Origin of the sequence: Candidatus Koribacter versatilis Ellin345, from assembly GCF_000014005.1 — a bacterium.
Lineage (GTDB): Bacteria > Acidobacteriota > Terriglobia > Terriglobales > Acidobacteriaceae > Korobacter > Korobacter versatilis_A.
The window spans coordinates 1,852,337-1,876,632 of the sequence record NC_008009.1; the positions used below are offsets into that span (position 1 = coordinate 1,852,337).

Consider the following 24,296-nt stretch of genomic DNA (forward strand, 5'->3'; position numbering starts at 1 on the left):
ATTACCTTCCCGCAATAAATCGCCGCGCGCCGAATCAAGGTAGCGCGGCGTTTTTCTTCCGGTACAATCCTTGGCAATGCTTCGTTACACCATTCGGCTCTTTGAGCTGACCCTCGTCCTGCTCGCGGCGCTCGTGTGCGCGGCGGACCCGATCAAGTCGCTGAAGGCCACTGGATATGTGAACGACTTTGCCGGCGTGCTGCAGCCGGACACGATCCAGAAGCTCGAAGCACTGTCTACGGAGATTGATCAGAAGACCGGGGCGCAGATCGCGATTGTGACCGTGAAGTCGCTCGATGGCGACGACATTGATAACTATGCGGTGGCGCTGTTCAAGGAATGGGGCGTCGGGGCGAAGAAGAGCGATCGCGGCGTGCTCGTCCTGACGGCGGTGGACGATCGGAAGTATCGCATTGAGGTTGGCTATGGATTGGAGCCGATTTTGCCGGATGGCAAGGTCGGTGGCTTCGGACGAGAAGCAGTGCCGCTCTTCAAGAGTGGCGACTATTCCGGCGCTGTCACGCTGATGACCGACCGGGTGGCGCAGGTGATTGCCGAGGATGCGAAGGTGACGCTGGCGGACATGCCTGCCGCGCCCAAGCCGAGACGCCACGAAGGGTTCAACATCCCGATTTTCTGGATCTTTATCATCGGCTCGTTGATCTTCCATTCCATCGGCTATCTGATTCGGCGGATCCGTCATGGTAGTTCCGCACGCTGGGGTGGCGGGGGCGGGCCAGGCTTCTGGATGGGTGGTGGAGGCTTCGGCGGGGGCGGTGGTTGGAGCAGCGGCGGTGGTGGCGGGGGAGGCTTCGGTGGATTCGGCGGTGGCAGCTCAGGTGGAGGTGGCGCAAGTGGCGGTTGGTAATCAGAAACAGATCAATCCCGAGGCTGAGCTTACCGAGTTGGTGCCACGCTTGCGCGAGGCAGCAGGCCGCAATTTAGTGTCGGTGATCGTGTATGGGTCGGCGGCCGGCAAAGATTTCAAGCGCGAATACAGCGACCTGAACGTGTTGCTGGTGGCGAACAAGTTGCCGCTGGAAGGTCTGAAGGCGCTGGTGTCGGTGACGACGTGGTGGCGCGAACGCGGGCATCCGGCACTGGTGATTTTCACGCGCGAGGAGTTGGAACGGGCAGCGGATGTATTCGCGATTGAGTTGTACGACATGAAGCACCGGCATCGCGTGCTCGAGGGCGAGGACATCTTCGCGACCCTCGAGATTCCGATGGCGCTGCACCGCATTCAGTTGGAACACGAGCTGCGTACGAGTCTTTTGAGGCTGCGACAGAGCTATATCGCGGACCCATCGGAAGACGCGGTGCTGAACCTGATGGTGCAATCTATCAGCAGCTTCGGTACGCTATTTCGACACGCGCTGATCGCGATCGGGCAGGAACCTCCGTTGCATCGGCGCGAGGTGACGGTGAAGCTTGGGGAACTGGTGGGCTATGATCCCAAGTCATTTCTTGAGATTTACGACCTGCGCGAGGGGCGCAGCCATGCATTGCATGTTGAAGAAACATTCCGGCAGTATCTGTTTATCATCGAACAGGTGACGAGTTGGGTGGACAGGAAGCTGGAAGGGGCCTAGAGATACTTGAGGGGATAGGGGTCCTTCGACTCCGCGGCGCGAGCGCCGCTCCGCTCAGGATGACAAGAGAGATTACGTTTTAGGAGCGAGCATGAAAGCACTGATCGTTCTGGTGGTAATTGGACTAATTGTCCTTAGCTGCTTCGGGATGTATATCAGCACGAAGAACACACTCGTGCAAAAGAATGAAGCGGTGAAGAGCCAGTGGGCTCAGGTGGATGTTGTCCTGCAACGGCGCGCTGACCTGATCCCGAACCTGGTGGAAACGGTGAAGGGAATCGCGCAGCAGGAACAGGCCGTTTTCGGCGACATCGCCGCGGCACGTTCACGCTTGCTGAGCGCGGGAACGCCGCAGGAGAAGATCGCCGCCAACCAGCAACTCGACGGCGCACTGGGACGTTTGCTGGTGGTGGTCGAGAACTATCCTCAGCTCCGGTCGAGCGAGAACTTCCTGCGGCTGCAGGACGAGCTGGCCGGAACCGAGAACCGGATCTCTGTGGAACGCAAGAGATATAACGATTCGCTGCAGGACTACAACACCTATATCGGACAGTTCCCGGCGAGCTTGTTCGCGGGGTGGGCTGGGTTTAAGCGGAATGATGCGTACTTCCAAGCGTCGGAAGGTGCGAAGCAGACGCCGAAGGTGCAGTTCAACTTGAACGATAAGCCGGCATCGCAGGCGGCACCGGCGCATTAGAAGTCAGAGTTGCACGGGTTTCAGCGGCCTGCCGCGGCAGGGGCTGGAGCCCTTTTCTTTTCGCTGTCGAGTCCCCGCTGGAGCGTGAGCTACCCGATATCGACAGCATGTTTGTCGTTGCCTTAGGACAACTCTGGAAGTTACTTAAGGACGCGTCCAGCTACTCTGATGTTTTACACCTAGGTACTTTGACGAGATTCCTTTCTGGATTGATCATCCAATTAATCAATGTCCCGCATCCCAGTAGTTGCAAGGACGAGGAGTCGGTTATGGGTATGGTCGAAGGATTAGCAATCTGGGCGGGGGTCTCCATCCTATTTTGTATCGGCATCGGTAGACTGCTGCATCGCATCGATCACATCGAGCAGCGCCATTCGGAAGCGACGCCGACGGACGATTCGTCGAACCTTGTTGTGTTGCATCCGTCGGGAGCGCACCGGTAGTCGATTCGGCGCCGCGCAAAGCTGTTCACTCGCGTAATGGTGTCGTATATTCGTTCGCGACATGCGACGAATCTCTTCCTGCGTTTTAGCGGTTATAGCCCTTGCGTGCGCACTCAGCGCGGCTACTCCCAAAGAAGCCGCTGACCGGTGGCGGGCTGCTCACGAGCAGCAGATCCTGAAGGAATTTACCGACCTGCTGGCGATTCCCAACGTTGCCAGCGATAAGAACAACATTCGTCGCAATGCAGACACGCTTGTCGAGATGTTGCGGCGGCGCCATGTCGAAGCCAAGATGTTGTTCTCCACAGATGCGAACCCGGTGGTTTATGGGGAGCGCAAAACGCCGGGCGCAAAGCACACCATCGTTTTCTACGCGCACTATGACGGGCAGCCGGTGACGCCGGAGGATTGGGAAACCAAGGCGCCATTCAGTCCTGTGCCTAAAGAAGTGAATGGCGAGCCACGCATTTTCGCGCGATCGGCTTCCGACGATAAGGCTGCGATCATCGCGCAACTCGCTGCGCTCGACGCTCTCGATGCGGCGAAGGTTCCCCTCAAGGCCAATTTGCGGTTTGTGTGGGAGGGAGAAGAAGAAGCGGGCTCGCCGAACCTCGGACGGATCCTAGCGGAGCATAAGGACGATGTCGGCGGAGATGTGTGGCTCATCTGCGACGGACCGGTTGACCAGAGCGGGAAGCAGAGTGTCGTCTTCGGAGCGAGAGGAATTACGAGCCTGGAGATCACGGTGTTTGGTGCGCATCGCGAACTCCACAGCGGGCACTACGGAAATTGGGCGCCGAATCCGGCGATGATGTTGGCCAAGCTTCTTGCCGGCATGAAGGACGACAACGGACGTGTGTTGATTCCACACTTCTACGACGGGATCGCGCCGCTGAGCGAGACTGAGAAGAAGGCGATCCAGGACGCACCGAAGAACGAAGAGTTGTTGAGGGAAGACCTATGGCTGGCGGGGACAGAGGGCGGCGGGCGTCCGCTGCTCGAGTTGCTGAATGAACCCTCGCTGAACATTCACGGCATGACTTCGGCGCGTACTGGGGCGACGGCGACGAACGTAATTCCCGCGACGGCGACTGCCGACATTGATATCCGGCTGGTGAAGGGGTTGGATTGGAAGACGCAACAGCAACGCGTTGCCGACTACATCACGGCGCAGGGGTATTTCGTGAGTGAAGTACCGCCGATGAAGAACATCTTCCTGGTGCATCCCAAGGTAGCGTTTTTGAAGCGCGGGACCGACAGCTACAACGCGGTGCGCACATCGATGGACTTGTCGATTGCGAAGCAGGTGATCGCCGCCGTCGAGAGTGTTCGCGGGCCGGTGGTAAAGCTCCCGACCATGGGTGGCAGCGTGCCGCTGGAGATGATCCAGAACACGCTGGGCACGACGATGATCATTGTTCCCATTGCAAACTACGACAACAACCAGCATGCCGCGAATGAGAACATCCGACTGCAGAACCTGTGGGATGGGATTGAGACGATGGCGGCGCTCGAGGCCATGGAATAACGAAAGTGTTAAGGCCTGAGCACAAAGGTGCTTGCGGAAAATCCTGAGTAGTTCATCTCTTCTTCACACGCGAGTAACACCGCATTCGCACGGTGCCAGTACTTTTCGAGGAAAGCTCCTGGAGAGCTGATTTTCCTCCGTTGCTCGATCTCACTCGAAAAGGTACATCTCATGAAGAAGATCATCGCAAGCCTTACGCTCGCCGCTACGGCGTTCGCGAATACGTCATTGTTTGCCGCCGAAGGAAACGCCGCTCCCACGGGCGTTCTTCATCTCGATCACGTTTGGGTGATCCTGAGGGAAAACCATGGGTATGGCCAGCTTCGCAACAATCCAAACGCTCCGTTTATCAACAAGTACGCGGAGAGTGCGAATACGGCTGACAACTATTTTGCGGTTGCGCATCCCAGCCTGACGAACTACCTGGAAATCGTGGGCGGATCTAATTTCGGTGTTCTCGCCGACAATTTTCCCGACTGGCACAATCCCGCGTGCACGCCCAACATAGTCTCAGGAACGCAGAACAATGAGCATTCCGGCGGAGCGCCGGTGTGTCCGATTTACGGCAACGGCAGCGACGCTCCGACACCGGCAATTGATAAAACAAATGAGACGACCGGCGAGCCTGGCACGATCAACATCGACGGGAAGATGTCGATTCCCGCTGATACGAGCACGCATGGAAGGACGATCGCAGACCAACTGGTGGCGCGCGGCATGACGTGGAAGAGCTACCAGGAGAACCTGCCGGTTTTTGGCGCGGACTACGTCAATTACAGTGACGGCACGTTCACGAACAATTCGATTTTGCCGGCGCCGTTGAAATCAAGCGACATCGTCCAGTTGTATGCCGTGAAGCACAATCCATTTGCGTACTTCCAGTCAGTACAGGATGGGTACGATCCGCAACTCAGTCTGAGTCAAGTGCGTGGTTTCGATGGGCAGGGCGGACTATACGAAGATCTGGGCTCGGGAAAAGTTCCGAACTTCTCGCTGATTGCGCCGAACCAGTGCAACGACCAGCACGGCCGCGGAAATGCAGGCCCCATCTGTAACTTCGATCCGGCCGACAATGGCACCCAGACCGGACTGAACAACGCGCTCATCTACCAGGGCGACGTAACTGTCCAAAGGCTCGTGACTGCGATCCGGCGCTCGCCGGCATGGAACAGAGGCCGAAACGCCATCGTTGTGGTGTGGGATGAGAATGACTACTCGCTTGTGCCGATCACGAACCAGGTTTTGTTCATTGTTGACACCAACTACGGCCGCCATGGCGTGCATAGTTCGCGGTTCTACGATCACTTCTCGCTGCTGAGAAGCCTGGAGGCTGGTTTCGGGCTCTCCTGCCTGAACCACGCGTGCGACGCACAATCGAAAGTGATGGGCGATATCTTCTGAGACCAGGAAGTATTCGAGACAGCTTGCCCCGTGGAGAAATCCTCGGGGCTTTCTGTTTCGCAGTTAAGCTGTGCCCCAGATATCGCCAATAACGCGATAGAAGTTCGCGCCGAGTACCTTCTCGATGACCGAACTGGGCTGGCCGCGCTTCTGTAATTCGCTGGCGATCAGTTCCATGTGGTTGGGACCGTTGACGTCGGGAACGTAGGGATAGCGGTCTTCGCCGGGTGCGCCGATGCCGAGCTTCTTACGCCGGGCGATGTCCTCATCGAAAGCTTTCTTCTGCTCGTCGGTGAGATGGACCGCCTCAATGCTGCCATCGGAGCCAATGCCGACGTGGTCTGCGCCGCAGACATTGATGGCGTGAAGCAGATGCGCCATGACGTGTTCGCGCGTCGGGACGGTCGGGGAAGCGACGAGGTAGGGCATGAGATAGACACCGAAATAGCCGCCGCGATCGGCGAGTGCTTTAAGGATTTCATCTGGCTTGTTGCGTGGATGCGCGCTGACCGCGGCACATCCCGAATGCGAGATGAGGATGGGCTTCGCGGAACCGGCTATGGCGTCGGAAGTAGTGCGGTAGCCGCTGTGACTGGCATCAACGGCGATACCGATCGCGTTCATCTTCTTGACCAGGTCGTGTCCGGCCCTGCTCAGCCCTGAGTTTTCGGACTCGAGACAGCCGTCGCCGAACGTACTGCGCAGGTTGTAGGTGAGCTGCATGATGCGCACACTGAGATCGCGAAAAACCTCGATGCGAGAAACATCTTCTTCGAAAAACGAGGTGTATTGGAATCCCAGCATGATGCAGACCTTATTCTCACGCTTGGCACGGTCGATGTCGGAGCGCTTGATGACGATCGAGAAAAGTTCAGGATAGCGCTCGACGTAGGAGTGAATTCGGGCGAGCGTCTGGATCGTTCCTTCATAGGTGCGGTCTGAGATGGTGGTGTTGATCGCAGTGAAGCCGGAGCCGCGAACCTGCTGGAGGGCGTTGTCGGCGGGCGGGAAGTCGTCGGTGGCGAAGGGGGCGCAGAGGGTGTCGATGACAAGGGCGTTCTTATAGAGTGCGGCGATGTCGGGGGTCGCAGTTTGTGCGAATGAGTGCGGAGCGATGAAGGCGAGCGCAGACGCTTGCGCAGCGAAGGAAACAAACTGGCGGCGATCCATGTGCGGGATTATAGACGGCAGAAGAAAACCCAGCCGCAGGGCTGGGTTAGAAACCGAATGAACGGAAGCGGTGAGGCTACGCAGCCTTGATGACGTTGCCAGCCTGGGGACCTTTCTGGCCCTCCACGATTTCGAATTCCACCGCGTCCCCTTCCGCAAGGCTCTTGTAGCCTTCCGACGAAATAGCGCTGTAGTGAACGAAAACATCGGGGCCTTCTTCACGGCCGATGAAGCCGTAGCCCTTGGCGTTGTTAAACCACTTCACAGTACCTTTCAAACGTTCCACTTGCTGAGTTCCTCCGTGCGCGACGCGGCAGGGAGCCGCGACGTGTGCTGCCCATCCCGGTTGAGACTGCCCATGGAAAACACGGGGCCTAGGGGTCACCGTAACTGCCAGTGGGGTAGGAGCCGAGGTAGGTGTACTGCTATTGTGCCTCGCTCCGCAGTGGGTTGTCAATAAAGTAAACACTGCAAAGTCCGCGCCGGGCGGGGCTTTCAATCGAAAGCAGGGCAAGTATATCGCATGTCGATAGGTATGGGAAAGAAGGCGGGGCGCGCCTTCTGGCGACATCACTCCGGATCAGGTCCAGCGTCTCGATGGAATGCGGCCGCGGCTGCGAGCGCCTGAGAGATTTCTAATCCTGCGCCGCTTCACTTTGCCCGCAATCTGCCGATGCAAGGACTGAGACCGTAATGCGGCTGGCTAAAGCATGTGATGGTTCAGGTCGCCCGCAGCGGAACGGATGGACACGACGGCATGAGCGAAATGGACGAGATCGTCAAGGAATTCCTGGTCGAGAGCAACGAAGGACTCGATCAGCTGGACCGCGACCTGGTGGCATTGGAGAAGGACCCGGAAGAAAAGGACCTGCTGGCCTCAATCTTCCGTGCGATCCACACCGTGAAGGGAACGAGCGGGGTGCTGGGTTTCCCGAAGATCGAGTCGGTGGCCCACGTGGGGGAGAGCCTGTTGAGCCGGTTGCGTGACGGCAAGATGCGGCTCGATCCGCAAATCACAAGTGGATTGCTGGCGATGGGGGACGTACTGCGGGAACTCCTCGGAAACATTGATGCGTTGGGAGTCGAGGGCGATCGCAATGTAGAGCCGGTGGTGACGCGGCTGTCGGCCTTGCTGGAGAGGACCGATTCCTCGAAGGCGGCAGACGCGGCGACCGCCGACACTGCGCCCGAGGCGCGGAAGAAGACGACAAAGCGCGTTGCAAAGAAGCGGTCTAAGGCGGCCGTAGAACCGTTGAGCGTGGCGGAGGCGTCGCCCGCACCTGCGTCGACATTGGCGGCGGACGAAGCCGCGCAATCTGGCGCGAATTTGGAGACCAGTGAAGCGCGGGGCCCAGCGGTGTCGGCCAATAACATCCGCGTGGATGTTGGTCTGCTCGACAAGATGATGAACCTGGTCGGGGAACTGGTGCTGGCGCGCAACCAGATCCTGCAATACACGGGAAGCCAGCAGGACAGCGGATTTGTCAGCGCCGCGCAGCGGCTGAACCTGATCACGACCGAGTTGCAAGAGAGCGTGATGAAGACGCGGATGCAGCCAATTGGGAACATCTGGAACAAGCTGCCGCGGCTGGTGCGCGATTTGGCGTTGTCGTGCGGAAAACAAGTACGAGTGGAGATGGACGGGGCCGAGACCGAGCTCGATAAAACGATTATCGAGGCGATCAAGGACCCATTGACGCACATCGTGCGCAACGCCGTGGATCACGGTCTCGAGATGCCGGAGGAGCGTCGCTCGACGGGCAAAGAAGCAGAGGGAAGGCTGCTGCTGCGCGCGTATCACGAAGGCGGGCAGGTGAATATCGAGATTAGCGACGACGGTAAGGGTGTTGATCTCGAGGCAGTCCGCGAAAAGGCGCGGCAGCGCGGACTGGTAAGTGCGGAACAAGCGGCACGGATGAGCGAGCGTGAGCTGCTCAATGTGCTATTCCTGCCGGGATTCTCAACCGCGAAACAGGTTACCAACATTTCCGGCCGCGGTGTCGGGATGGACGTGGTCAAGACGAACATCGAGAAGATTGGCGGCACGGTTGATCTGCAAAGCGTGGAGGGGAAGGGAACAGCGCTGAAGATCAAGATTCCGCTGACACTGGCCATCATTCCCGCGCTGATTGCCACGAGTGGTGGCGAGCGCTTCGCGATTCCGCAAGTGAGCCTGCTGGAACTGGTGAGGCTCGAAGGCGATGGAGTTGGAAAAGGGATTGAGTACATCCACGGAGCGCCGGTATACCGCCTGAGAGGGAGTTTGCTGCCCCTGGTGTCCTTGAACGGCGTGCTCGGCCTCGACCGTAAGAAGCAACAGGAGATCGCGAACATCGTGGTATTGCAGGCCGACGACCGGACCTTTGGGTTGATCGTGGACGAGATCAACGACACCGAAGAGATTGTCGTGAAACCCCTCAGTAATCTGCTGAAAGGCCTGCTCTGTTTTGCCGGGGCGACGATTATGGGAGACGGTACGGTAGCGTTGATCCTCGACGTGATGGGACTCGCACAACAGGCGAGCGTAGTGACGGAGTTGCGTGACCGTGCGGTGAAACAGATGCACGCCCGCAACGAAGACGGCCGGATGGAGTCGGAGGCATGGCTGTTGACTCGGGTGGGCGAGGAAGGCCGCATCGCTGTGCCGCTCTCGAACGTCAATCGGCTCGAAGAGTTCAAGCTTTCGAGCGTGGAGCACTCCGGGGGACTCGAGGTGGTGCAATACCGCGGACAGATCATGCCGCTGGTACGGTTGTCGCAACTTCTCAACCTTCCGGGAACGGACGCCGGCGAAGTATTGCCGGTCATTGTCACTTCACAACAGGGCCGGAGCCTTGGATTGGTCGTGGACAAAATTGAGGATGTGACCGAACAACAGATCGCAGTGAACCGTTCCAACGATCGGATGTACTTGCAAGGCTCCGCGGTGCTGCAACAACGCGTCACCGACTTGCTCGATGTGCATGCGGTGATGGCGTCTGTGTGCACTGAATTCAAGGAGGTCGTGAATGCCTGAAGAACCGGGGATGGCACAGCAGTTCTGTACTTTCTATCTCGACAAGCTTTTCTTTGGAGTGGAAGTGGAGAAGGTGCAAGAAGTGATTCGTTACCACGCGATGACCAGGGTTCCTCGAGCGCCAGAGGTGGTCGGCGGGCTGATCAACCTGCGCGGGCAGATCGTTACTGCCATCGATTTGCGCAAGCGCCTGGAGATGGCGGAACGGGCGGCCGACCGGCAGCCGATGAATGTGGTGGTGCGCACCGATGACGGTGCTGTCAGCCTTCTGGTCGATGAGATTGGGGACGTGGTGGAAGTAGAGCCAAGCTCGTTCGAGCTTCCGCCTGAAACCCTGGCAGGAGAAACGCGAAAACTCATCAGCGGAGTTTACAAGCTTGACGGCCGATTGCTGCATGCCGTGGACCTGGGCGCGGTGTTGCAGATCGCCGAGGCGCGCAAGGTCAACTGAGCTGCCTAAATTAAGACATCGAGCGGCCCTAAGCGAAAGGGGATGGACATGCGGTGGTTCAACGATCTGACAGTGGCAAAGAAACTGATGTGGAGCTTTTCCTTGATGGCTTTGCTCGCCGGTGTGGTGGGAGGGGTGAGTGTGTGGCAGTTGACGCAGAGTGAGCGCGCCCTTTCGCACATGCACAACAACGATATCAAGTCCATCATCCTGCTCGGAAAGGTCATCCAGAATAATTACATCAATCAGTTGCGGCTGCGCGACTTGGCGAAAACGACAGATCGCACGACCGATGCCACCCTTCGCCAAGCCATCGCCGAAACAGCAAAGGCGAACAGCGTCCTTCTCGAGGAATACTCGCGCACTGAGATGGAGGAAGATGAACGCGGCGCCTATGAGGATTACAAGCAATCGCGCCTGAATTTTCACGAGACCCGAAGTGCCTTCCTTGCTGCGAAGGAACGTGGGGACAACTCAGAAACAGAGAGACTGCTGCAAAAAGCCGATGAACAACAAGGCTACATGACCGGCAAGCTGGGCGCGATCATTGAGTCGAACAACGATTCGGTGACTCGCGTCAGTACGGCGAACACCGCCAACCTCAAGAGCGCCAGGGTCGAAATCGGAATCCTGCTGCTGATTGCGGTCGCCGCGGCGTTGATGATGGGGCGAATGATCGGAGCGCGTATAGCGCTCGCTTTGTCACAAGTTGCCGCGGCTGCGCAGCGACTGGCGGTGGGAGATGTTGATGTACGTGTGGACATAAAGACGAACGACGAGCCCGGACTTGTAGCTCGCGCCTTCGGCGAAATGGTGAGCGTGATACGCGAGCGGGCAGCGCAAGCCGAGCAAATTGCGCGCGGCAACATCGAAATCGAAGTCAAAAGCCTGAGCGAAAAAGACAAGCTGGGCAATAGTTACCAGGCCATGTTGGCTTCCCTACGGACCTTGGTGCGGGAATCGCAGAAAGTGGCTGCCGCTACGAAAGATGGCCAGCTGGATGTCCGGGCAGAGTTAGGCGACACCCAGGGCGCGTATCGCGCGCTCTTGACGGCGCAGAATGAAGGTCTCGAGGTGGTCGCGATGCCGCTTAAACGCTCGATCGAACACTTGGTGAAATTGAGCAAAGGCGAGAACGGAACCCAGTTGAATCGACCTGATTATCGAGGTAGCTACGTTGAGCTAGTGGCTGGGTTCAATGGGGTGTTTGCTGCGATCGATCGGCTCTCTCAGGATACCAATACCCTTGTGAGCGCAGCGCTCGATGGCAAGTTCGACGTTCGTGCCGACGCTTCGCGTCATGCCGGGATCTATCGCGAGGTTGTGGAAGGCGTCAACCGTACTCTCGACGCGATGATCAAGCCGGTGCAAGAAGGCAACCGCATTCTCTTCAAGATGAGCGTGGGGAACTTGAGCGAGCGGGTTGCAATCGAGTGCCGCGGCGATCACGAGCGAATGAAACAGGCGGTGAACGGCTTGCATGACGGCCTCTCGGGCCTGATGAAGGTCGCCACTGCATTGGCAAATGGCGAGATGTCGGTTGATGTGAAGGCGCGTTCGGCAGAGGACGAAGTGTCTTTACCGTTCGTGCACATGAAGGAGAACATCCTCGCGCTGCAACAAGAGATGAATGGCATCATCCAGGCAGCGGATCGTGGGGACCTAACCTATCGTGCCGATGAGGCTGCGCTGCACGGAGCGTATGCCGAGCTGCTGGCGGGGATGAATCGCGTGCTCGAGATCGTGCGCTCTACGATGCTGCAGATCTCAAAGATCGCCGCGCCACTCAAGCAGTCGTCGGACGAGTTGAGCCGCATCAGTCGCGAGATGGAGGCGACGTCGGAACAGACATCTGCGCAAGCGAACATGGCCTCCGCCGGATCCGAACAAGTGAGCAAGAACGTTCAGACAGTAGCCACGGGTGCCGATGAAATGGGTGCCAGCATTCGCGAGATCGCGAAGAGCACTGGGGAGGCCAGCAAAGTTGCGACGGCTGCAGTACAGACTGCCGACCACACCAACGCGACCATCGCCAAGTTAGGCCAGAGCAGCGCTGAGATTGGCGAGGTCATCAAGGTGATTACGTCGATAGCGCAACAGACGAACTTGTTGGCATTGAATGCCACGATCGAAGCAGCCCGTGCGGGAGACGCAGGGAAGGGCTTCGCGGTGGTGGCCAACGAAGTAAAAGAACTGGCGAAAGAGACCGCCAAGGCGACCGAAGACATCAGCCAAAAAATAGTCGCAATCCAGGGCGACACCAAAGGTGCAGTCGGTGCGATCGGAGAAATTGGCGCGGTGATCGGGCAGATCAACGACATCCAGCACGGCATTGCCAGCGCGGTGGAAGAGCAAAGTGCCACGACTTCGGAGATCAGCCGCAACCTTGCGGAGGCGGCGCGTGGCGCAGTGGACATCACCGCGAATGTCACTGCGGTGGCGAGCGCGGCGCGTGCTGCAACCCAGGGAGCGACCGAGACTGGCAAGTCCGCACAAGCACTGCAGAAGATGGCGGTGGACCTGGATGCCATGATCGCGCGTTTCAAATTGTCGGACGACGACGTCGCGAGCGATCGCAGATTCAACCTAACCAGGCAGTCGAGCGAGTACGCAGGGGTCATGTAATGCACGCACTGATCGTGGATGATTCATCGGCGATGAGGGCATTTCTGAGGCTGGCCCTGAAGGGTGCCGGGTTCAGCACCGCCGAGGCACGCAATGGGAGAGAAGGGCTGCAGTCGTTAGAGCGCAGCAATCCGGACATCGTTCTGCTCGACTGGAACATGCCGGAAATGGACGGTTTCAGCATGCTCCGCGCCATGCGCGCCGACGCTCGCTGGAAGGACGTGAAGGTGATGATGGTGACCACAGAGACCGAGATGGCAGAGATGGCGCGTGCTCTCGGCGCGGGAGCGGACGAATACGTAATGAAACCGTTCACGCGAGAAGTGATTCTTGAAAAGCTGGAAATTCTCGGCATGATGCCGCAGGCGCTATGAACCGTACACGCGTTTTGATCGTGGATGATTCGGTTGTGATCCGCTCTCTGTTGCGGCAAATCCTGGCACAGGAAGCCGACCTTGAAGTCGCTGGTGTCGCGGCGAACGGGCACATCGCGCTGCGGATGCTGGACCAGTTGGCGCCCGACGTCGTAACTCTCGACATCGAGATGCCGGAAATGAATGGCCTGGAGACGTTGCGCGAGCTTCGCCGTACGCGGCCGCGGCTTCCGGTGATCATGTTCAGCACGCTCACCGAGCGTGGCGCGGTTGCGACGCTGGAAGCGTTCTCGCTGGGGGCATCCGACTATGTGACGAAGCCGTCCAACTCGCGACCAGGTGGCCAGGGGGTCGAGGCGATCCGCGCGCAACTGGTTCCGAAGATCCGGGCGTTGTGCCGCAAGGAGCGCCCAGCACTTCCCCCGCTGCCGCAAAAGTTCAATCGGGACACCTCCTTTCCAGGCGTACCGATCACCGCCGTGGCGATTGGTACTTCGACGGGTGGACCGAATGCGTTGTCGCAAGTTCTGCCGCGCTTGCCGAAGGGTTTTCCGGTGCCGGTCTTCGTGGTGCAGCATATGCCTCCGATGTTCACGCGCTTCCTCGCAGAACGATTGAATCGAGAGTGCGCGATTCCGGTGCGCGAAGTCGAAGAGCAGGAAGTCGTGCAGCCCGGGACGATCCGCGTAGCCGCGGGAGATCACCACATGACAGTGGAACGGATGGGGCTCGGGTTCCAACTGCGACGCTCGCAGGGGCCTCCGGAGAACTCGTGCCGTCCCGCGGTGGATGTTCTTTTTCGTTCGGTAGCGCGGGCCTACGGAGCGGGCGTGCTCGCGGTGGTGATGACTGGCATGGGACAGGATGGCTTTCGTGGGGCGCAGACGATTCGAGAAGCCGGCGGTACGGTCATCGCTCAGGACGAAGCCACATCCGTGGTGTGGGGCATGCCTGGCTATGTCGCGAATGCCGGGCTCGCGGAACGGGTGCTGCCGGTGACGGAAATTGGAAACGAGATAGTTCGCAGGGTAAGTCTGGGGGCGGCAATGCGCCGCGGAGCTTGAGGCATGGCGATCTCATTGAATGAATTTGACTATCTGCGGGAACTGGTGTTGACGCACTCGGCGATTGCCATCGAGAGCGGAAAAGAGTATCTCGCGGAGTCGCGCCTGGCCCAATTGGCATATGTCGAAGGCCAGACCTCTGTGAACGCATTGCTGACGAACATGCGCGGCAAGCCGTTCGGCACATTGCATCGCAAGGTGCTCGACGCGATGACCAACAACGAGACCTGGTTCTTTCGCGACCTGCATCCGTTCGAGATGATCAAGCGGAAGGTACTGCCGGAGTTGATCGTCAGCCGGGGAACCTTACGCCGATTGAATATCTGGAGCGCGGCGTCGTCGAGCGGGCAGGAAGCCTATAGTCTCGCGATGATGATTGAGGATGAGTTTCCGGAGCTGCGATCGTGGACCGTCCGGATACTGGGAACCGATATCTCGTCGGCGATTCTGAACCGCGCGCGCGGCGGTCGTTACACACAGATGGAAGTGAACCGGGGATTGCCGGCACCGCTGTTAACGCGACACTTTCGGCGCGAAGGGCTGGAGTGGGTGATCAAGGACAGCATTCGCAGCCGGGTAAGTTTCGAGGCGATCAACCTATCGAATCCGTGGCAGGCGATGGCGACGATGGACATCATCATGCTTCGCAATGTGCTCATCTATTTCGAAGTGCCAATGAAGAAGCAAATTCTAGCCCGTGCTCGAAACGTGCTTCATCCGGATGGGTACCTTTTCCTGGGCAGTGCGGAGAGCATGATGGGGCTCGACGACGGCTTCGAGCGGGTGGAGTATGGCAAAGCCTCTTGCTATCGGTTGAGGAGATGATCGTGGCGATCCGACAGGAAGACTTAATTGCAATGAACGAACAAATGTGGGCGGCGATGCTTGGCATTCCCTTGGCCAGCACCGAATTCGGCGGCGCGGTGATCCATGGACAAGGTTACATCGGCGCATGTGTGCAACTGGTGGGAGCGTGGGAAGGCGCCGTGCGATTGGATTGCAGCACGGGCCTGGCGCAACTCGCGGCACGACGTTTTCTCGCGAAGACGCCGGAGGATTTGACCATCGACGATTTGCGAGACACCGTGGGGGAGCTTACCAACATGGTGGCGGGAAGCGTGAAGGCATTAGTGGCGCAGCCCACCCACGTCTCACTGCCGTCGGTAGCGGATGGGGCGGACTACGATCTTACGGTGCGCGGTGGAAGAGTGCTGTTGCAGTGCCCGTTCGAATGGGAGGGCAACTCCATGCTGGTTAGCCTTCTCGAACGCGATCCTGAAGCAGACCCGTTGCGAAACTGCACGCCGTTCCGTGTTCAGTGAGCTACGCGCCGAGGTTCATCACGAGTAACTTCGGCTCGGTCATTTCCTCAATCGTATAGCGCACGCCTTCGCGTCCGAGACCTGAATCTTTGATCCCGCCGTAGGGCATGTGGTCAATGCGGAAGGTCGGTACGTCGCCTGCCACAACCCCGCCAACATCGAGCCCGTTAAAGGCCGTGAAGATGCGCTGCGCATCGCGAGTCAAAATGCCTGCTTGCAGACCGAATGGCGAATTGTTGACTTGCCTCAGGGCTTCGTTGAAGTCGTCGTATGCTTCCACGGTGACCACGGGGGCGAAGATTTCGCGGCAATTGACCAGCATCTCCGGGCGCGTATTCGTCAGCACGGTGGGCTCGAGCAAGCTGCCTTTGCGGGTCCCACCGCAGAGCAAGGTCGCGCCCTGAGCCACCGCTTCCTTCACCCATGATTCCGCACGCAAGGCGTCCGATTCGCGAATGAGTGGCCCGACGTCGGTCGCCTCATCGAGAGGGTCTCCGGTCTTTAGTTTTCCGGCTGCGTTTACGAGCATTTGGCGGAACTCGCTATAGACGCTCTTTTCCACCAGGATCCGCTGAACGGAAATGCAGCTTTGACCGGCGTAACCGAATGCGCCGTGCGCGCATCGCTCGGCAGCGAACCTGAGATCAGCGTCGGAATGGATAATGATGGCGGCATTTCCGCCGAGTTCGAGGAGCACCCGCTTTTTGCCGGCTTTGCTCTTCAGGTCCCAACCAATGGAGCTGCCAGTGAACGTGAGTAGCTTGATGCGTTCGTCGGTGACGAGCAGGCTTGCGTCTTCGTTCGACAGCGGCATGACGGTGAGTGCGCCTGCCGGCCAGCCTGATTCGTGAATCACGCGCGCGAGCTTCAGAGCGGTGATCGGCGTCTGCGGTGCGGGCTTTAGGATGACTGGGCACCCTGCGGCAATTGCAGGCGCGAGCTTGTGCGCCACGAGGTTCAGCGGGAAATTGAACGGCGTGATCGCAAAGATCGGGCCGATAGGGAAGCGCCGCACAATTCCCCATCGCCCTTTTGTCGCCTCAATCGTATCGAGGTGAAGGTACTCTCCCTCGATGCGCGTGCTTTCTTCTGCCGCAACCTTGAATGTGTAAATCGCACGTTCGACTTCCTGCCGAGCCGTCTTGATTGGCTTGCCGGCTTCGAGTGCAATCGTGTGCGCAAAGTCTTCGCGCTGTTCGGAAAGCTTTTGGGAGATCGCACTCAGGATTCGTTCGCGCTCGTAGCTGCCCAGCTTTCGGGTGATCTGGAACGCCTCAACACTTGCGCGGATGGCCGCTTCCACGTGAGCGGAAGAACCGTAGAAGACCTGGCCGATAACTTTGTGGTCAAAAGGCGAGTGGATCTCGACGGGACTACCGTCGGAGATCCACTCGCCGTTGAGCAGGAACGGATACGATGCCGCCGGGGCCGCGACGATCTCGCTCATGCTGCGGCTATGCCTTGCCCGCAACGGCCGCGGTGCGGCCCACTACTTCGGTGATCGCGCCCTCCAACACATCGAGTGCGGTGTTGAGCTGTTCGTAGGTAATGACGAGCGGCGGCTGAAGCCGGAGAACGTTGGCATTCGTGCCGCCGACTCCGATCAGCACACCGGCTTTGAAGCAGGTGTCGCGCACGGCTTCCGCTTCGGCGGCCGCAGGTGTGAGATGGTCGTCTTTCACCAGTTCCACGCCGATCATGAGGCCGAGCCCGCGAACCTCGCCAATGCCCGACTGCCGCCCCTGCAGCGCTCTTAAGCGGGTGAGCGCGTGTTGGCCCTTCTCGGTTGACTGATCACAGAGCTTTTCTTCTTCGAAGAATTCGATGTTGGCGAGCGCAGCCGCGCAACAAATCGGATTTCCACCGAAAGTCGACAGGTGGTCGCCAGGTTTGAATGCAGCCGCAATCTCATCACGCGTTGTGAACGCTGCGATCGGGTATCCATTGGCGATGCCCTTGGCGGTGACGAGGATGTCAGGTTCGACGTCGTAGTGTTCGATCGCAAACATCTTACCGGTGCGGCCGAAGCCCGATTGTACTTCGTCGGCAATGAACAAAATCCCATGGCGATCGAGGACTTCCTTCACCTCGCGGAAGTAGTTTTGCGGCGGGACGATGATGCCGCCTTCACCCATCACCGGTTCGGCGATGAATGCCGCGACATCGCCGGAGGTTGAGTATCGGATTGTTTCTTCCACTTGTTTCGCGCAGTAGGAAGCGAACTTCTCTGGCTCATTAGGCCATGGCGAGCGGAAGGCATACGGTGCCGGCGCGAATGCGATGCCCGGAGCATACGGGCCGCCACGCTTCTTGCGGCCTTGGTTGCCAGTGATGCTCAGCGTGCCCCAGGTGCGTCCATGGAAGGACTGCTGCAGCGAAATGATCTCGTGCTTGCCGGTGAAGAGGCGCGCAACTTTCATCGCGCCCTCGATCGCTTCGGCGCCGCTGTTGGCGAAGAAGGACTTTTTCAACCGCCCCGGCGTGATCTTCGCCATCTTCTCCGCCAATTGCGCGGTCGGTTGGCTGTGATAGATGTACGAGCCACAATGCACGAGCTTATCAATCTGCGCCTTGGCAGCGGCGTTGATCTTCGGATTGCAATGTCCGGCATTCACCACCGAAATGCCGGCAAAGCAGTCGATGAACTCGCGCCCGCTGATGTCCTTAATGATCGCGCCGCTGGCGCTTTCAATAACGACAGGCTGCACGGCCTTCACGAAGCTGGTAATGACGTATTCCTGGTATTTCCGAATCGTATCGCTCATGGTTTAGCTCCAGCGCTCGATGACGACTTTCTTGTCGGTGTAAAACTCGATCGCATCACGACCTTGGCCGTGGAGGTCGCCGAAGAAGCTCTCCTTCCAGCCGCTGAAAGGGAAGTAGGCGACAGGTGCAGGGACACCGATATTGATGCCAATGTTTCCAGCTGGCGCTTCATGGCGGAAACGTCGCGCGTGCGCTCCATTGGTGGTGAAGAGAGATGCGGCATTACCGTACGCGCTCTTGGAAAGCAGCTCAATCGCATGCTCGAGACTGTCGGCGTGCACCAGGCTCAACACGGGGCCGAAGATTTCAGTCTGTGGCACATCGCTGTCGGCGGGCACTTCATCGAGAATCGTCGGCGCAAGGAAGTTGCCGCGCTCATGATTCGCAACCCTGTAGCCGCGGCCATCGGTCACGGCTTTTGCACCTTGCTTCACAGCATGGTCAATAACTTCTTCGATTCGTGATTTGCTCTGCGCGGTGATCACGGGCCCCATCTGTGTCCCTGCTTCGAGTCCGTTGCCGGTCTTGAGGTGCGCGGCGAACTCAGAGACGGCTTCGCGGAAACCCTTCTGGGCCTCACCGACAGTGACTCCAACACTCAATGCCAGGCATCGTTGTCCCGCACAACCGAAGGCGCTCTCGCCCACGATGTTCGTCGCCACTTTCATGTCGGCATCGGGCAGGATGACCGCGTAGTTCTTTGCGCCGCCCTGGCATTGCACGCGCTTGCCGTTCTTTGCAGCGCGCTCGTAGATGTAACGGGCTACGGGCGTCGACCCGACGAAGCTGATGGCGCGCACCTCAGGGTGGTCGAGCAGAGCGTCCACCGCGGGTTTACCTCCGTTCAGCAGGTTGATGACGCCCTTCGGCAATCCTATCTGATGAATCAGTTCGAAAACCTTCTGCATTGTGAACGGTACGCGCTCACTTGGCTTCAGGATGAAACAGTTCCCAGTAGCGATTGCGTAGGGCAGGTACCAGAAGGGAATCATTGCCGGAAAGTTGAACGGTGTGATCGCGGCTACGACTCCGATTGGATGGCGATACATGATTTCGTCAATGCCACGCGATATGTTTTCGAGGTTGTAGCCCTGCATCATCAGCGGAATTCCGCAGGCGACTTCAACGTTCTCAATGCCGCGACGCACTTCTCCTCGTGCTTCGGTGAGCGTCTTGCCGTTCTCGATCGTCACCGTTCGGGCGATTTCTTCGAAGTGCTCCTCCATTAGCTGTTTCAGCTTGAAGATGTATTGAATGCGGTCGCCGGGCGGCGTCTCGCGCCACGCGGGCCACGCGGCAGCGGCCGCGCGCACCGCTTCATTCACTTCGTCGGCGCCGGAGAGGGGCACGTGCGCCAACGGCTCAGCCGTGGCGGGGTTATAAATCTCGAGAACATCGCCAGAGTGGCTGGTCCGCCACTCGCCGTTGACAAAATTCTGGACCTGGAGAAGCTCGGTTTGTGCTGTGGTACTCATCGTACAAATCACCAATTTCGACAGAATATGTTGCGTAACTATGAAACTCCGGTAGTCACACGAGAAGTCGCAAACTCGTGCGAGAGGGCCGATTCCATTACGTCGAGCGCTTCTTCGAATTGCGCATCGGAAATGACGAGCGGCATGAGAATGCGAATGACGTTGCTATACGTGCCCGCGTTGAGAGTAATCACGCCGCGCTCATAACAATATTGGATGATGTGCTTCGTCGCGGAGTCGTTGGGAGTTCGTGACTCGGCCGAGCGCACCAGTTCGATCGCCTGCATCCCGCCAAGGCCGCGCACTTCGCCAATCTGCGGCCACTGCGCTTGCCACCGCAGGGCACGGGCCCGGAAGCGTTCACCCAGTGCGTTAGCGCGCGCCGGAAGATCCTGGCGCTGCATGGCTTCAATCGTTGCCAGCGCGGCTTCGCACGCAAGAGGACTGCCTCCGAACGTTCCGCCGATGCCGCCCGGTATGGGCGCATCCATGATTTCTGCGCGGCCCGTGATGGATCCAATTGGCAAACCACCGCCGAGAGATTTCGCGCCGATCAAAATGTCCGGTTCAACGCCGTAGCGCTCGCAGGCAAACATCGCGCCGGTGCGGCCGAAGCCGGTCTGTACTTCGTCGGCGATGAAGACGATGCCGTGCTGCTTGCAGATGCCGTGCAGCTTTCGCAAGAAATCGCTGGGCGGGGTCACGAACCCACCTTCGCCGAGCACCGGTTCAATAATGATCGCCGCCACGGATTCTGCTGCCACAGTGCGCTTGAAGACGCCTTCTAAAGCATCGGCACACGCAACTTCGCAACTCGGATACTTCTTCCCATAGGAGCAGCGATAGCAGTACGCGTAGGGGATGCGATAAATCTCGCTAGGGAATGGCTCGAACCCAGCTTTGTACGGATGCGTCTTGCTGGTGAGGGCCATCCCCAGCGTGGTCCGCCCGTGGAACGCATCTTCAAAGCAGATAACCGCGGGACGTTTGGTGTGATAGCGCGCGATCTTCACCGCGTTCTCGACGGCTTCCGCGCCGGAGTTCACGAAGAACGTACGCTTTGGAAATTCGCCGGGGGTGATCTCATTCAATTTCTCCGCAAGACGGATGTAGCTCTCGTATCCGACAACCTGAAAGCAGGTATGGAGAAAGCGGTCGGTCTGACGATGAATGGCTTCGACGACGGCAGGTGAGCGATGCCCAACATTGATTACGCCGATGCCGCCGGCGAGGTCAATGAAGGTATTGCCATCCACATCCTCGATCAGCGCGCCTTCCGCACGCGACACATAGATGGGCGTCGATGCGTAGATACCGCGAGGAACCGCGGCCGATCGGCGGCTCGCAAGCTCCAGCGCTTTCGGTCCCGGAACCTTGGTTCGCAAAACAATTGAGGCCATCAGTACCACCCAATCGGCTGTTCGCTGAGGTTGATGTGCACCTGCTTGGTCTCGAGGTATTCCTCTACTCCCCACGGGCCGAGCTCGCGTCCAAAGCCGGATTGCTTGTATCCGCCCCACGGCGCCTCGTAATACGTGGGTTGCATGTGGTTCACCCACACGATGCCGGCGCGGATCTTCTTCACCATGCGGAATGCCTTGAAGATGTCGCGCGTCCAAACCGCAGCGGCGAGGCCGAAGGGCGTGTCGTTGGCGATCTTCAGGCCATCAGCTTCGTTGTCGAATGGGATGACGGACGCCACCGGTCCAAAGATTTCTTCGCGCGCAATGCGAGCGCTATTGTCCACGTCATAGAAGATCGTCGGTTCGACGTAATAGCCCTTAGCGAAGCCGCTGGGGCGATTGCCGCCGGATGCGACCTTCGCTTCTTTCTTGCCGATCTCCTGATACTCGCGAACGCGCTCATATTGGTCTTTGCTGACCAACGGACCCATCTTCGTATCGCGATCGAGCGGCGCGCCGAGTTTTATCTTCTTGGCCTTTTCGGTCATCGCCTCCACGAACTTCTTATAGATCGGGCGCTCGACAAGAATTCGGCTGCCCGCGGAGCAGACTTCGCCCTGGTTGATGAAGACGCCGAAGAGTGCGCCATCAATCGCAGCTTCAAAGTCGGCATCGGCGAAGAAAATATTCGGCGATTTACCGCCGAGTTCGAGCGAGACGCGCTTCAGTGTGGCGCTCGCCTCGCGCATAATCAGCTTGCCCACGCTTCCACTGCCGGTGAAGGCAATCTTGTCCACATCTTTATGCGCGACGATGGGCGCACCCGCTTCTTCACCGTATCCGGTCACAACATTTACTACGCCATTCGGCAGCCCCACTTCTTCGAAGTGCTTCGCAAGTTCCAGCAACGTGAGGGGCGTCTGTTCGGCAGGCTTGATGACAACGGTGCAGCCCGCAGCAATGGCGGGAGCAAGCTTCCACGCGGCCATCGCCAGCGGATAGTTCCACGGAATGATCTGCCCTGCGACCCCGATCGGTTCCTTTAGCGAAAGGCTAACTGCGTTGTCAGGAACCGGATTCACCTGGCCGGTGATCTTCGTCGCGAGCCCGCCGTAGTACTCGAAACAGGTAGCGCAATCGGCAATGTCGTACTCGGCTTCGACGATGGGCTTGCCGGAATTGCGACACTCGATCTCGGCGAGTTCAGCCGTGTGCTGGCGGATCTTTTCAGCAATGCGGAAGAGGACGCGTCCGCGCTCCTGCGCGGTGGTTGCGTTCCAGGGGCCATCGTCAAAAGCCGTTCGGGCGGCGGCAACGGCACGGTCAACATCGGCAGCGTTTCCTGCCGGACACTCAGCAATCACTTCTTCCGTCGAAGGATCGTAAACGGGGAACAACTTTCCCGTGGCGCTTTCGACGAACTTGCCATCGATGTACATCTGGTAGGTTTTGGTGCTGGTTTTCGTAGCCGTATCCATCTCAGGTTCTCCGTTGCACTAGGCAGCTTGGTTGGCTGCGGATTGCGCAGCGAGGCGGGCCTTGCGGCCGCCATAAATAAAGAAGAAGAACGCGGCAAGCCCAATGAAGAACGCTGTGCCGCCAAACATTTTAAATTCGTACTGCGATACAGATTTGATGGTTTGCGCCGGGAAAAAGGCGAGCGCAATTCCGAGCGTAGTCGTAATAAATCCACTGATGCCGGAGAGCAACAGCGCTGGACGCCCGTAAACGCCCTTACCCGCTTCGTACTTCAACCCGAAGCGCACCAGCGCGCCAAACATATAAAGGAAGGGAACGAGTTGCAGGACGACTGCGAGCGAAAGCATCGTTTGAAACGTTTCCTGTACGCCGGCGCCGCCGAGGAAGTTCACGAGTACCAGCAACAGTGAGATCACAGCATGCACGATCAGAGCTGCGTACGGCGTGGCGTACTTCGGATGCACGCGTCCGAGCCAGCTCGGCATGTAGTTGTCGAGGCCGGCAACGAAGGGAATTCGCGCTGATCCAGCGAGCCATGCGGATCCAATGCCGGCAATCGCCAGGCTGAGCATCAATGCAAATGGGACGATAATCCAGGTCACGTGTGCTTGCTCAGCAAGATGTCCGACGGCCTGCACGATCCCTTGCAGAACGCTGATACCGTTTTTCCCTGCAGCAACGAGCAGGGTGAGCGTCACCGATATATAGAGCAAGCCGGAGATGACTCCGCCCCACAACACTGCGCCTGGTAGCGTTTTACGAGGTTCCTGAATCTCGTCGCCCATAATCGAGGCGAGTTCGAGTCCGACCAATCCAAAGCAGATCACGCCAAAGGCGTTAAACAGAAATCTTCGATCGGTCGGGATGGCGAAGTTTACGTAGTGAATCGAAGCGCCCTGCTTCAATCCGACAACAAGTCCAAGGATCAGAAGTGTTGCGGCGGCGATGAAGGTTCCGATCGCGCCGATGTTGTTGATCCACTTTCCAACGCCAAGCCCGATAACGTTGAGCACAACCAGCACGATCAGCAGCACTAAAGATGCGCTTAGCGCGAAAACCTTGTTATCCGCAAGACCCTGGTGTGAAGGGCCAAGTACATACACAGACACGCCGACGAAGTAGAGCATCACCGTCGGAACGTAGAGCATGTTGTTGGTCCAGTAGCACCAGCCGGAAAGAAAGCCGTGGAAGTCGCCGAACACCTCCTTTGCCCACAGATACACGCCGCCCTCGCCGGGGTAGCGGTGAGCGAGTTCGATGACCGCGATGCCTTGCGGCCAAAAGAAGAGCACCAGTGAAATAAGCCAGAGCCAGATCGTGACCCCGCCGTTGGCGGCAATCGAAGGAACCACATTCAGATTGAAAACGGCAACCACGAACAGCAGCACCAGGTCCCATTTTCCAAGGACGCGCTTAAGGTGCGGGGTTTCGGTCTGGCTGTTCGTCAAGCGATTCTCCGGAGTCGGCCGATGGCGGCAGGGTAGAGGACG

General features: G+C 58.5%; 21 protein-coding genes. 13 read left to right on the top strand and 8 right to left on the bottom strand.

The window, feature by feature from the left end; translation table 11 throughout:
* Positions 1-76: 76 nt before the first annotated feature.
* The 6 genes from ACID345_RS07800 to ACID345_RS07825 all read left to right on the top strand — a co-directional run bounded on the left by ACID345_RS07800 (position 77) and on the right by ACID345_RS07825 (position 5,661).
* On the top strand, positions 77-868 hold the full coding sequence (locus tag ACID345_RS07800) for a TPM domain-containing protein (protein ID WP_011522321.1): 792 nt from the start codon (positions 77-79) through the stop codon (positions 866-868).
* A complete protein-coding gene (locus tag ACID345_RS07805; protein WP_148210051.1) occupies positions 777-1,592 on the top strand; it encodes a hypothetical protein in 816 nt (271 codons plus the stop codon). Before ACID345_RS07800 ends, ACID345_RS07805 begins: the two co-directional genes overlap by 92 nt.
* A 91-nt stretch (positions 1,593-1,683) precedes the next feature.
* Positions 1,684-2,289 (top strand): LemA family protein, encoded by a 606-nt coding sequence (locus tag ACID345_RS07810; RefSeq protein WP_011522323.1) that lies wholly within the window; start codon positions 1,684-1,686, stop codon positions 2,287-2,289.
* 269 nt (positions 2,290-2,558) lie between these two features.
* Positions 2,559-2,732, top strand: coding sequence for a hypothetical protein (locus tag ACID345_RS26885; protein WP_187148964.1), 174 nt, complete (start codon positions 2,559-2,561; stop codon positions 2,730-2,732).
* 61 nt (positions 2,733-2,793) lie between these two features.
* Positions 2,794-4,260 (top strand): M20/M25/M40 family metallo-hydrolase, encoded by a 1,467-nt coding sequence (locus ACID345_RS07820; RefSeq protein WP_011522324.1) that lies wholly within the window; start codon positions 2,794-2,796, stop codon positions 4,258-4,260.
* 171 nt (positions 4,261-4,431) lie between these two features.
* Positions 4,432-5,661, top strand: a complete 1,230-nt coding sequence (locus tag ACID345_RS07825; RefSeq protein WP_011522325.1) for an alkaline phosphatase family protein — start codon at positions 4,432-4,434, stop codon at positions 5,659-5,661.
* 63 nt (positions 5,662-5,724) lie between these two features.
* On the opposite strand, the gene ACID345_RS07830 is transcribed toward ACID345_RS07825, so the two are convergent.
* Together ACID345_RS07830 and ACID345_RS26480 are read right to left on the bottom strand one after the other, a co-directional pair.
* On the bottom strand, positions 5,725-6,831 hold the full coding sequence (locus ACID345_RS07830) for a dipeptidase (RefSeq protein WP_011522326.1): 1,107 nt from the start codon (positions 6,829-6,831) through the stop codon (positions 5,725-5,727).
* Positions 6,832-6,907: 76 nt separating this feature from the next.
* A complete protein-coding gene (locus ACID345_RS26480; protein WP_011522327.1) occupies positions 6,908-7,108 on the bottom strand; it encodes a cold shock domain-containing protein in 201 nt (66 codons plus the stop codon).
* A 438-nt stretch (positions 7,109-7,546) separates the two neighbouring features.
* Between ACID345_RS26480 and ACID345_RS07840 the strand changes: the two genes are divergently transcribed.
* The 7 genes from ACID345_RS07840 to ACID345_RS25270 are packed head-to-tail and all read left to right on the top strand — an operon-like array spanning position 7,547 to position 15,683.
* Positions 7,547-9,847 carry a chemotaxis protein CheW gene (locus ACID345_RS07840; RefSeq protein ID WP_011522328.1) on the top strand — a complete coding sequence of 767 codons (2,301 nt, stop codon included), beginning with the start codon at positions 7,547-7,549 and terminating at the stop codon, positions 9,845-9,847.
* Positions 9,840-10,298, top strand: a complete 459-nt coding sequence (locus ACID345_RS07845; protein WP_011522329.1) for a chemotaxis protein CheW — start codon at positions 9,840-9,842, stop codon at positions 10,296-10,298. The genes ACID345_RS07840 and ACID345_RS07845 overlap by 8 nt, the downstream gene beginning before the upstream one ends.
* A gap of 48 nt (positions 10,299-10,346) precedes the next feature.
* Positions 10,347-12,923 (top strand): methyl-accepting chemotaxis protein, encoded by a 2,577-nt coding sequence (locus ACID345_RS25265; protein WP_011522330.1) that lies wholly within the window; start codon positions 10,347-10,349, stop codon positions 12,921-12,923.
* The gene (locus ACID345_RS07855) at positions 12,923-13,297 is read left to right on the top strand and encodes a response regulator (RefSeq protein WP_011522331.1); all 375 of its coding nucleotides are present in this window, start codon (positions 12,923-12,925) and stop codon (positions 13,295-13,297) included. Before ACID345_RS25265 ends, ACID345_RS07855 begins: the two co-directional genes overlap by 1 nt.
* On the top strand, positions 13,294-14,361 hold the full coding sequence (locus ACID345_RS07860; protein ID WP_011522332.1) for a protein-glutamate methylesterase/protein-glutamine glutaminase: 1,068 nt from the start codon (positions 13,294-13,296) through the stop codon (positions 14,359-14,361). Before ACID345_RS07855 ends, ACID345_RS07860 begins: the two co-directional genes overlap by 4 nt.
* A gap of 3 nt (positions 14,362-14,364) precedes the next feature.
* A complete protein-coding gene (locus tag ACID345_RS07865) occupies positions 14,365-15,186 on the top strand; it encodes a CheR family methyltransferase (RefSeq protein WP_011522333.1) in 822 nt (273 codons plus the stop codon).
* A gap of 2 nt (positions 15,187-15,188) precedes the next feature.
* On the top strand, positions 15,189-15,683 hold the full coding sequence (locus tag ACID345_RS25270) for a chemotaxis protein CheX (protein WP_187148965.1): 495 nt from the start codon (positions 15,189-15,191) through the stop codon (positions 15,681-15,683).
* A 1-nt stretch (position 15,684) separates the two neighbouring features.
* Here the strand turns inward: ACID345_RS25270 and ACID345_RS07875 are convergent, their stop codons facing one another.
* From ACID345_RS07875 to ACID345_RS07900, 6 genes are read right to left on the bottom strand one after another with little or no spacing between them, the layout of a single operon-like run.
* The gene (locus ACID345_RS07875) at positions 15,685-17,130 is read right to left on the bottom strand and encodes an aldehyde dehydrogenase family protein (RefSeq protein ID WP_011522335.1); all 1,446 of its coding nucleotides are present in this window, start codon (positions 17,128-17,130) and stop codon (positions 15,685-15,687) included.
* 7 nt (positions 17,131-17,137) lie between these two features.
* Positions 17,138-18,448, bottom strand: coding sequence for an aspartate aminotransferase family protein (locus tag ACID345_RS07880; protein WP_011522336.1), 1,311 nt, complete (start codon positions 18,446-18,448; stop codon positions 17,138-17,140).
* Positions 18,449-18,451: 3 nt separating this feature from the next.
* Entirely contained in the window at positions 18,452-19,924 is a 1,473-nt protein-coding gene (locus ACID345_RS07885) for a CoA-acylating methylmalonate-semialdehyde dehydrogenase (RefSeq protein ID WP_011522337.1), read from the bottom strand.
* A 38-nt stretch (positions 19,925-19,962) separates the two neighbouring features.
* A complete protein-coding gene (gabT, locus tag ACID345_RS07890) occupies positions 19,963-21,324 on the bottom strand; it encodes a 4-aminobutyrate--2-oxoglutarate transaminase (RefSeq protein WP_011522338.1) in 1,362 nt (453 codons plus the stop codon).
* Complete coding sequence (locus ACID345_RS07895; RefSeq protein WP_011522339.1) at positions 21,324-22,805, bottom strand: aldehyde dehydrogenase family protein; 1,482 nt, start codon at positions 22,803-22,805, stop codon at positions 21,324-21,326. The genes gabT and ACID345_RS07895 overlap by 1 nt, the downstream gene beginning before the upstream one ends.
* A gap of 18 nt (positions 22,806-22,823) precedes the next feature.
* Positions 22,824-24,254 (bottom strand): APC family permease, encoded by a 1,431-nt coding sequence (locus ACID345_RS07900; protein ID WP_011522340.1) that lies wholly within the window; start codon positions 24,252-24,254, stop codon positions 22,824-22,826.
* Positions 24,255-24,296: the final 42 nt, after the last annotated feature.

Bases quoted from the DNA above. Each gene is read 5' to 3' on its own strand.
- ACID345_RS26885 (WP_187148964.1), top strand. From the start codon at position 2,559: ATGGGTATGGTCGAAGGATTAGCAATCTGGGCGGGGGTCTCCATCCTA.
- gabT (WP_011522338.1), bottom strand. From the start codon at position 21,324: ATGGCCTCAATTGTTTTGCGAACCAAGGTTCCGGGACCGAAAGCGCTG.
- ACID345_RS07840 (WP_011522328.1), top strand. From the start codon at position 7,547: ATGGTTCAGGTCGCCCGCAGCGGAACGGATGGACACGACGGCATGAGC.
- ACID345_RS07830 (WP_011522326.1), bottom strand. From the start codon at position 6,831: ATGGATCGCCGCCAGTTTGTTTCCTTCGCTGCGCAAGCGTCTGCGCTC.
- ACID345_RS25265 (WP_011522330.1), top strand. From the start codon at position 10,347: ATGCGGTGGTTCAACGATCTGACAGTGGCAAAGAAACTGATGTGGAGC.
- ACID345_RS07865 (WP_011522333.1), top strand. From the start codon at position 14,365: ATGGCGATCTCATTGAATGAATTTGACTATCTGCGGGAACTGGTGTTG.
- ACID345_RS07875 (WP_011522335.1), bottom strand. From the start codon at position 17,130: ATGAGCGAGATCGTCGCGGCCCCGGCGGCATCGTATCCGTTCCTGCTC.
- ACID345_RS07860 (WP_011522332.1), top strand. From the start codon at position 13,294: ATGAACCGTACACGCGTTTTGATCGTGGATGATTCGGTTGTGATCCGC.
- ACID345_RS07845 (WP_011522329.1), top strand. From the start codon at position 9,840: ATGCCTGAAGAACCGGGGATGGCACAGCAGTTCTGTACTTTCTATCTC.
- ACID345_RS07810 (WP_011522323.1), top strand. From the start codon at position 1,684: ATGAAAGCACTGATCGTTCTGGTGGTAATTGGACTAATTGTCCTTAGC.
- ACID345_RS07800 (WP_011522321.1), top strand. From the start codon at position 77: ATGCTTCGTTACACCATTCGGCTCTTTGAGCTGACCCTCGTCCTGCTC.
- ACID345_RS07855 (WP_011522331.1), top strand. From the start codon at position 12,923: ATGCACGCACTGATCGTGGATGATTCATCGGCGATGAGGGCATTTCTG.
- ACID345_RS07895 (WP_011522339.1), bottom strand. From the start codon at position 22,805: ATGGATACGGCTACGAAAACCAGCACCAAAACCTACCAGATGTACATC.
- ACID345_RS07885 (WP_011522337.1), bottom strand. From the start codon at position 19,924: ATGAGTACCACAGCACAAACCGAGCTTCTCCAGGTCCAGAATTTTGTC.
- ACID345_RS07825 (WP_011522325.1), top strand. From the start codon at position 4,432: ATGAAGAAGATCATCGCAAGCCTTACGCTCGCCGCTACGGCGTTCGCG.
- ACID345_RS07820 (WP_011522324.1), top strand. From the start codon at position 2,794: ATGCGACGAATCTCTTCCTGCGTTTTAGCGGTTATAGCCCTTGCGTGC.
- ACID345_RS07880 (WP_011522336.1), bottom strand. From the start codon at position 18,448: ATGAGCGATACGATTCGGAAATACCAGGAATACGTCATTACCAGCTTC.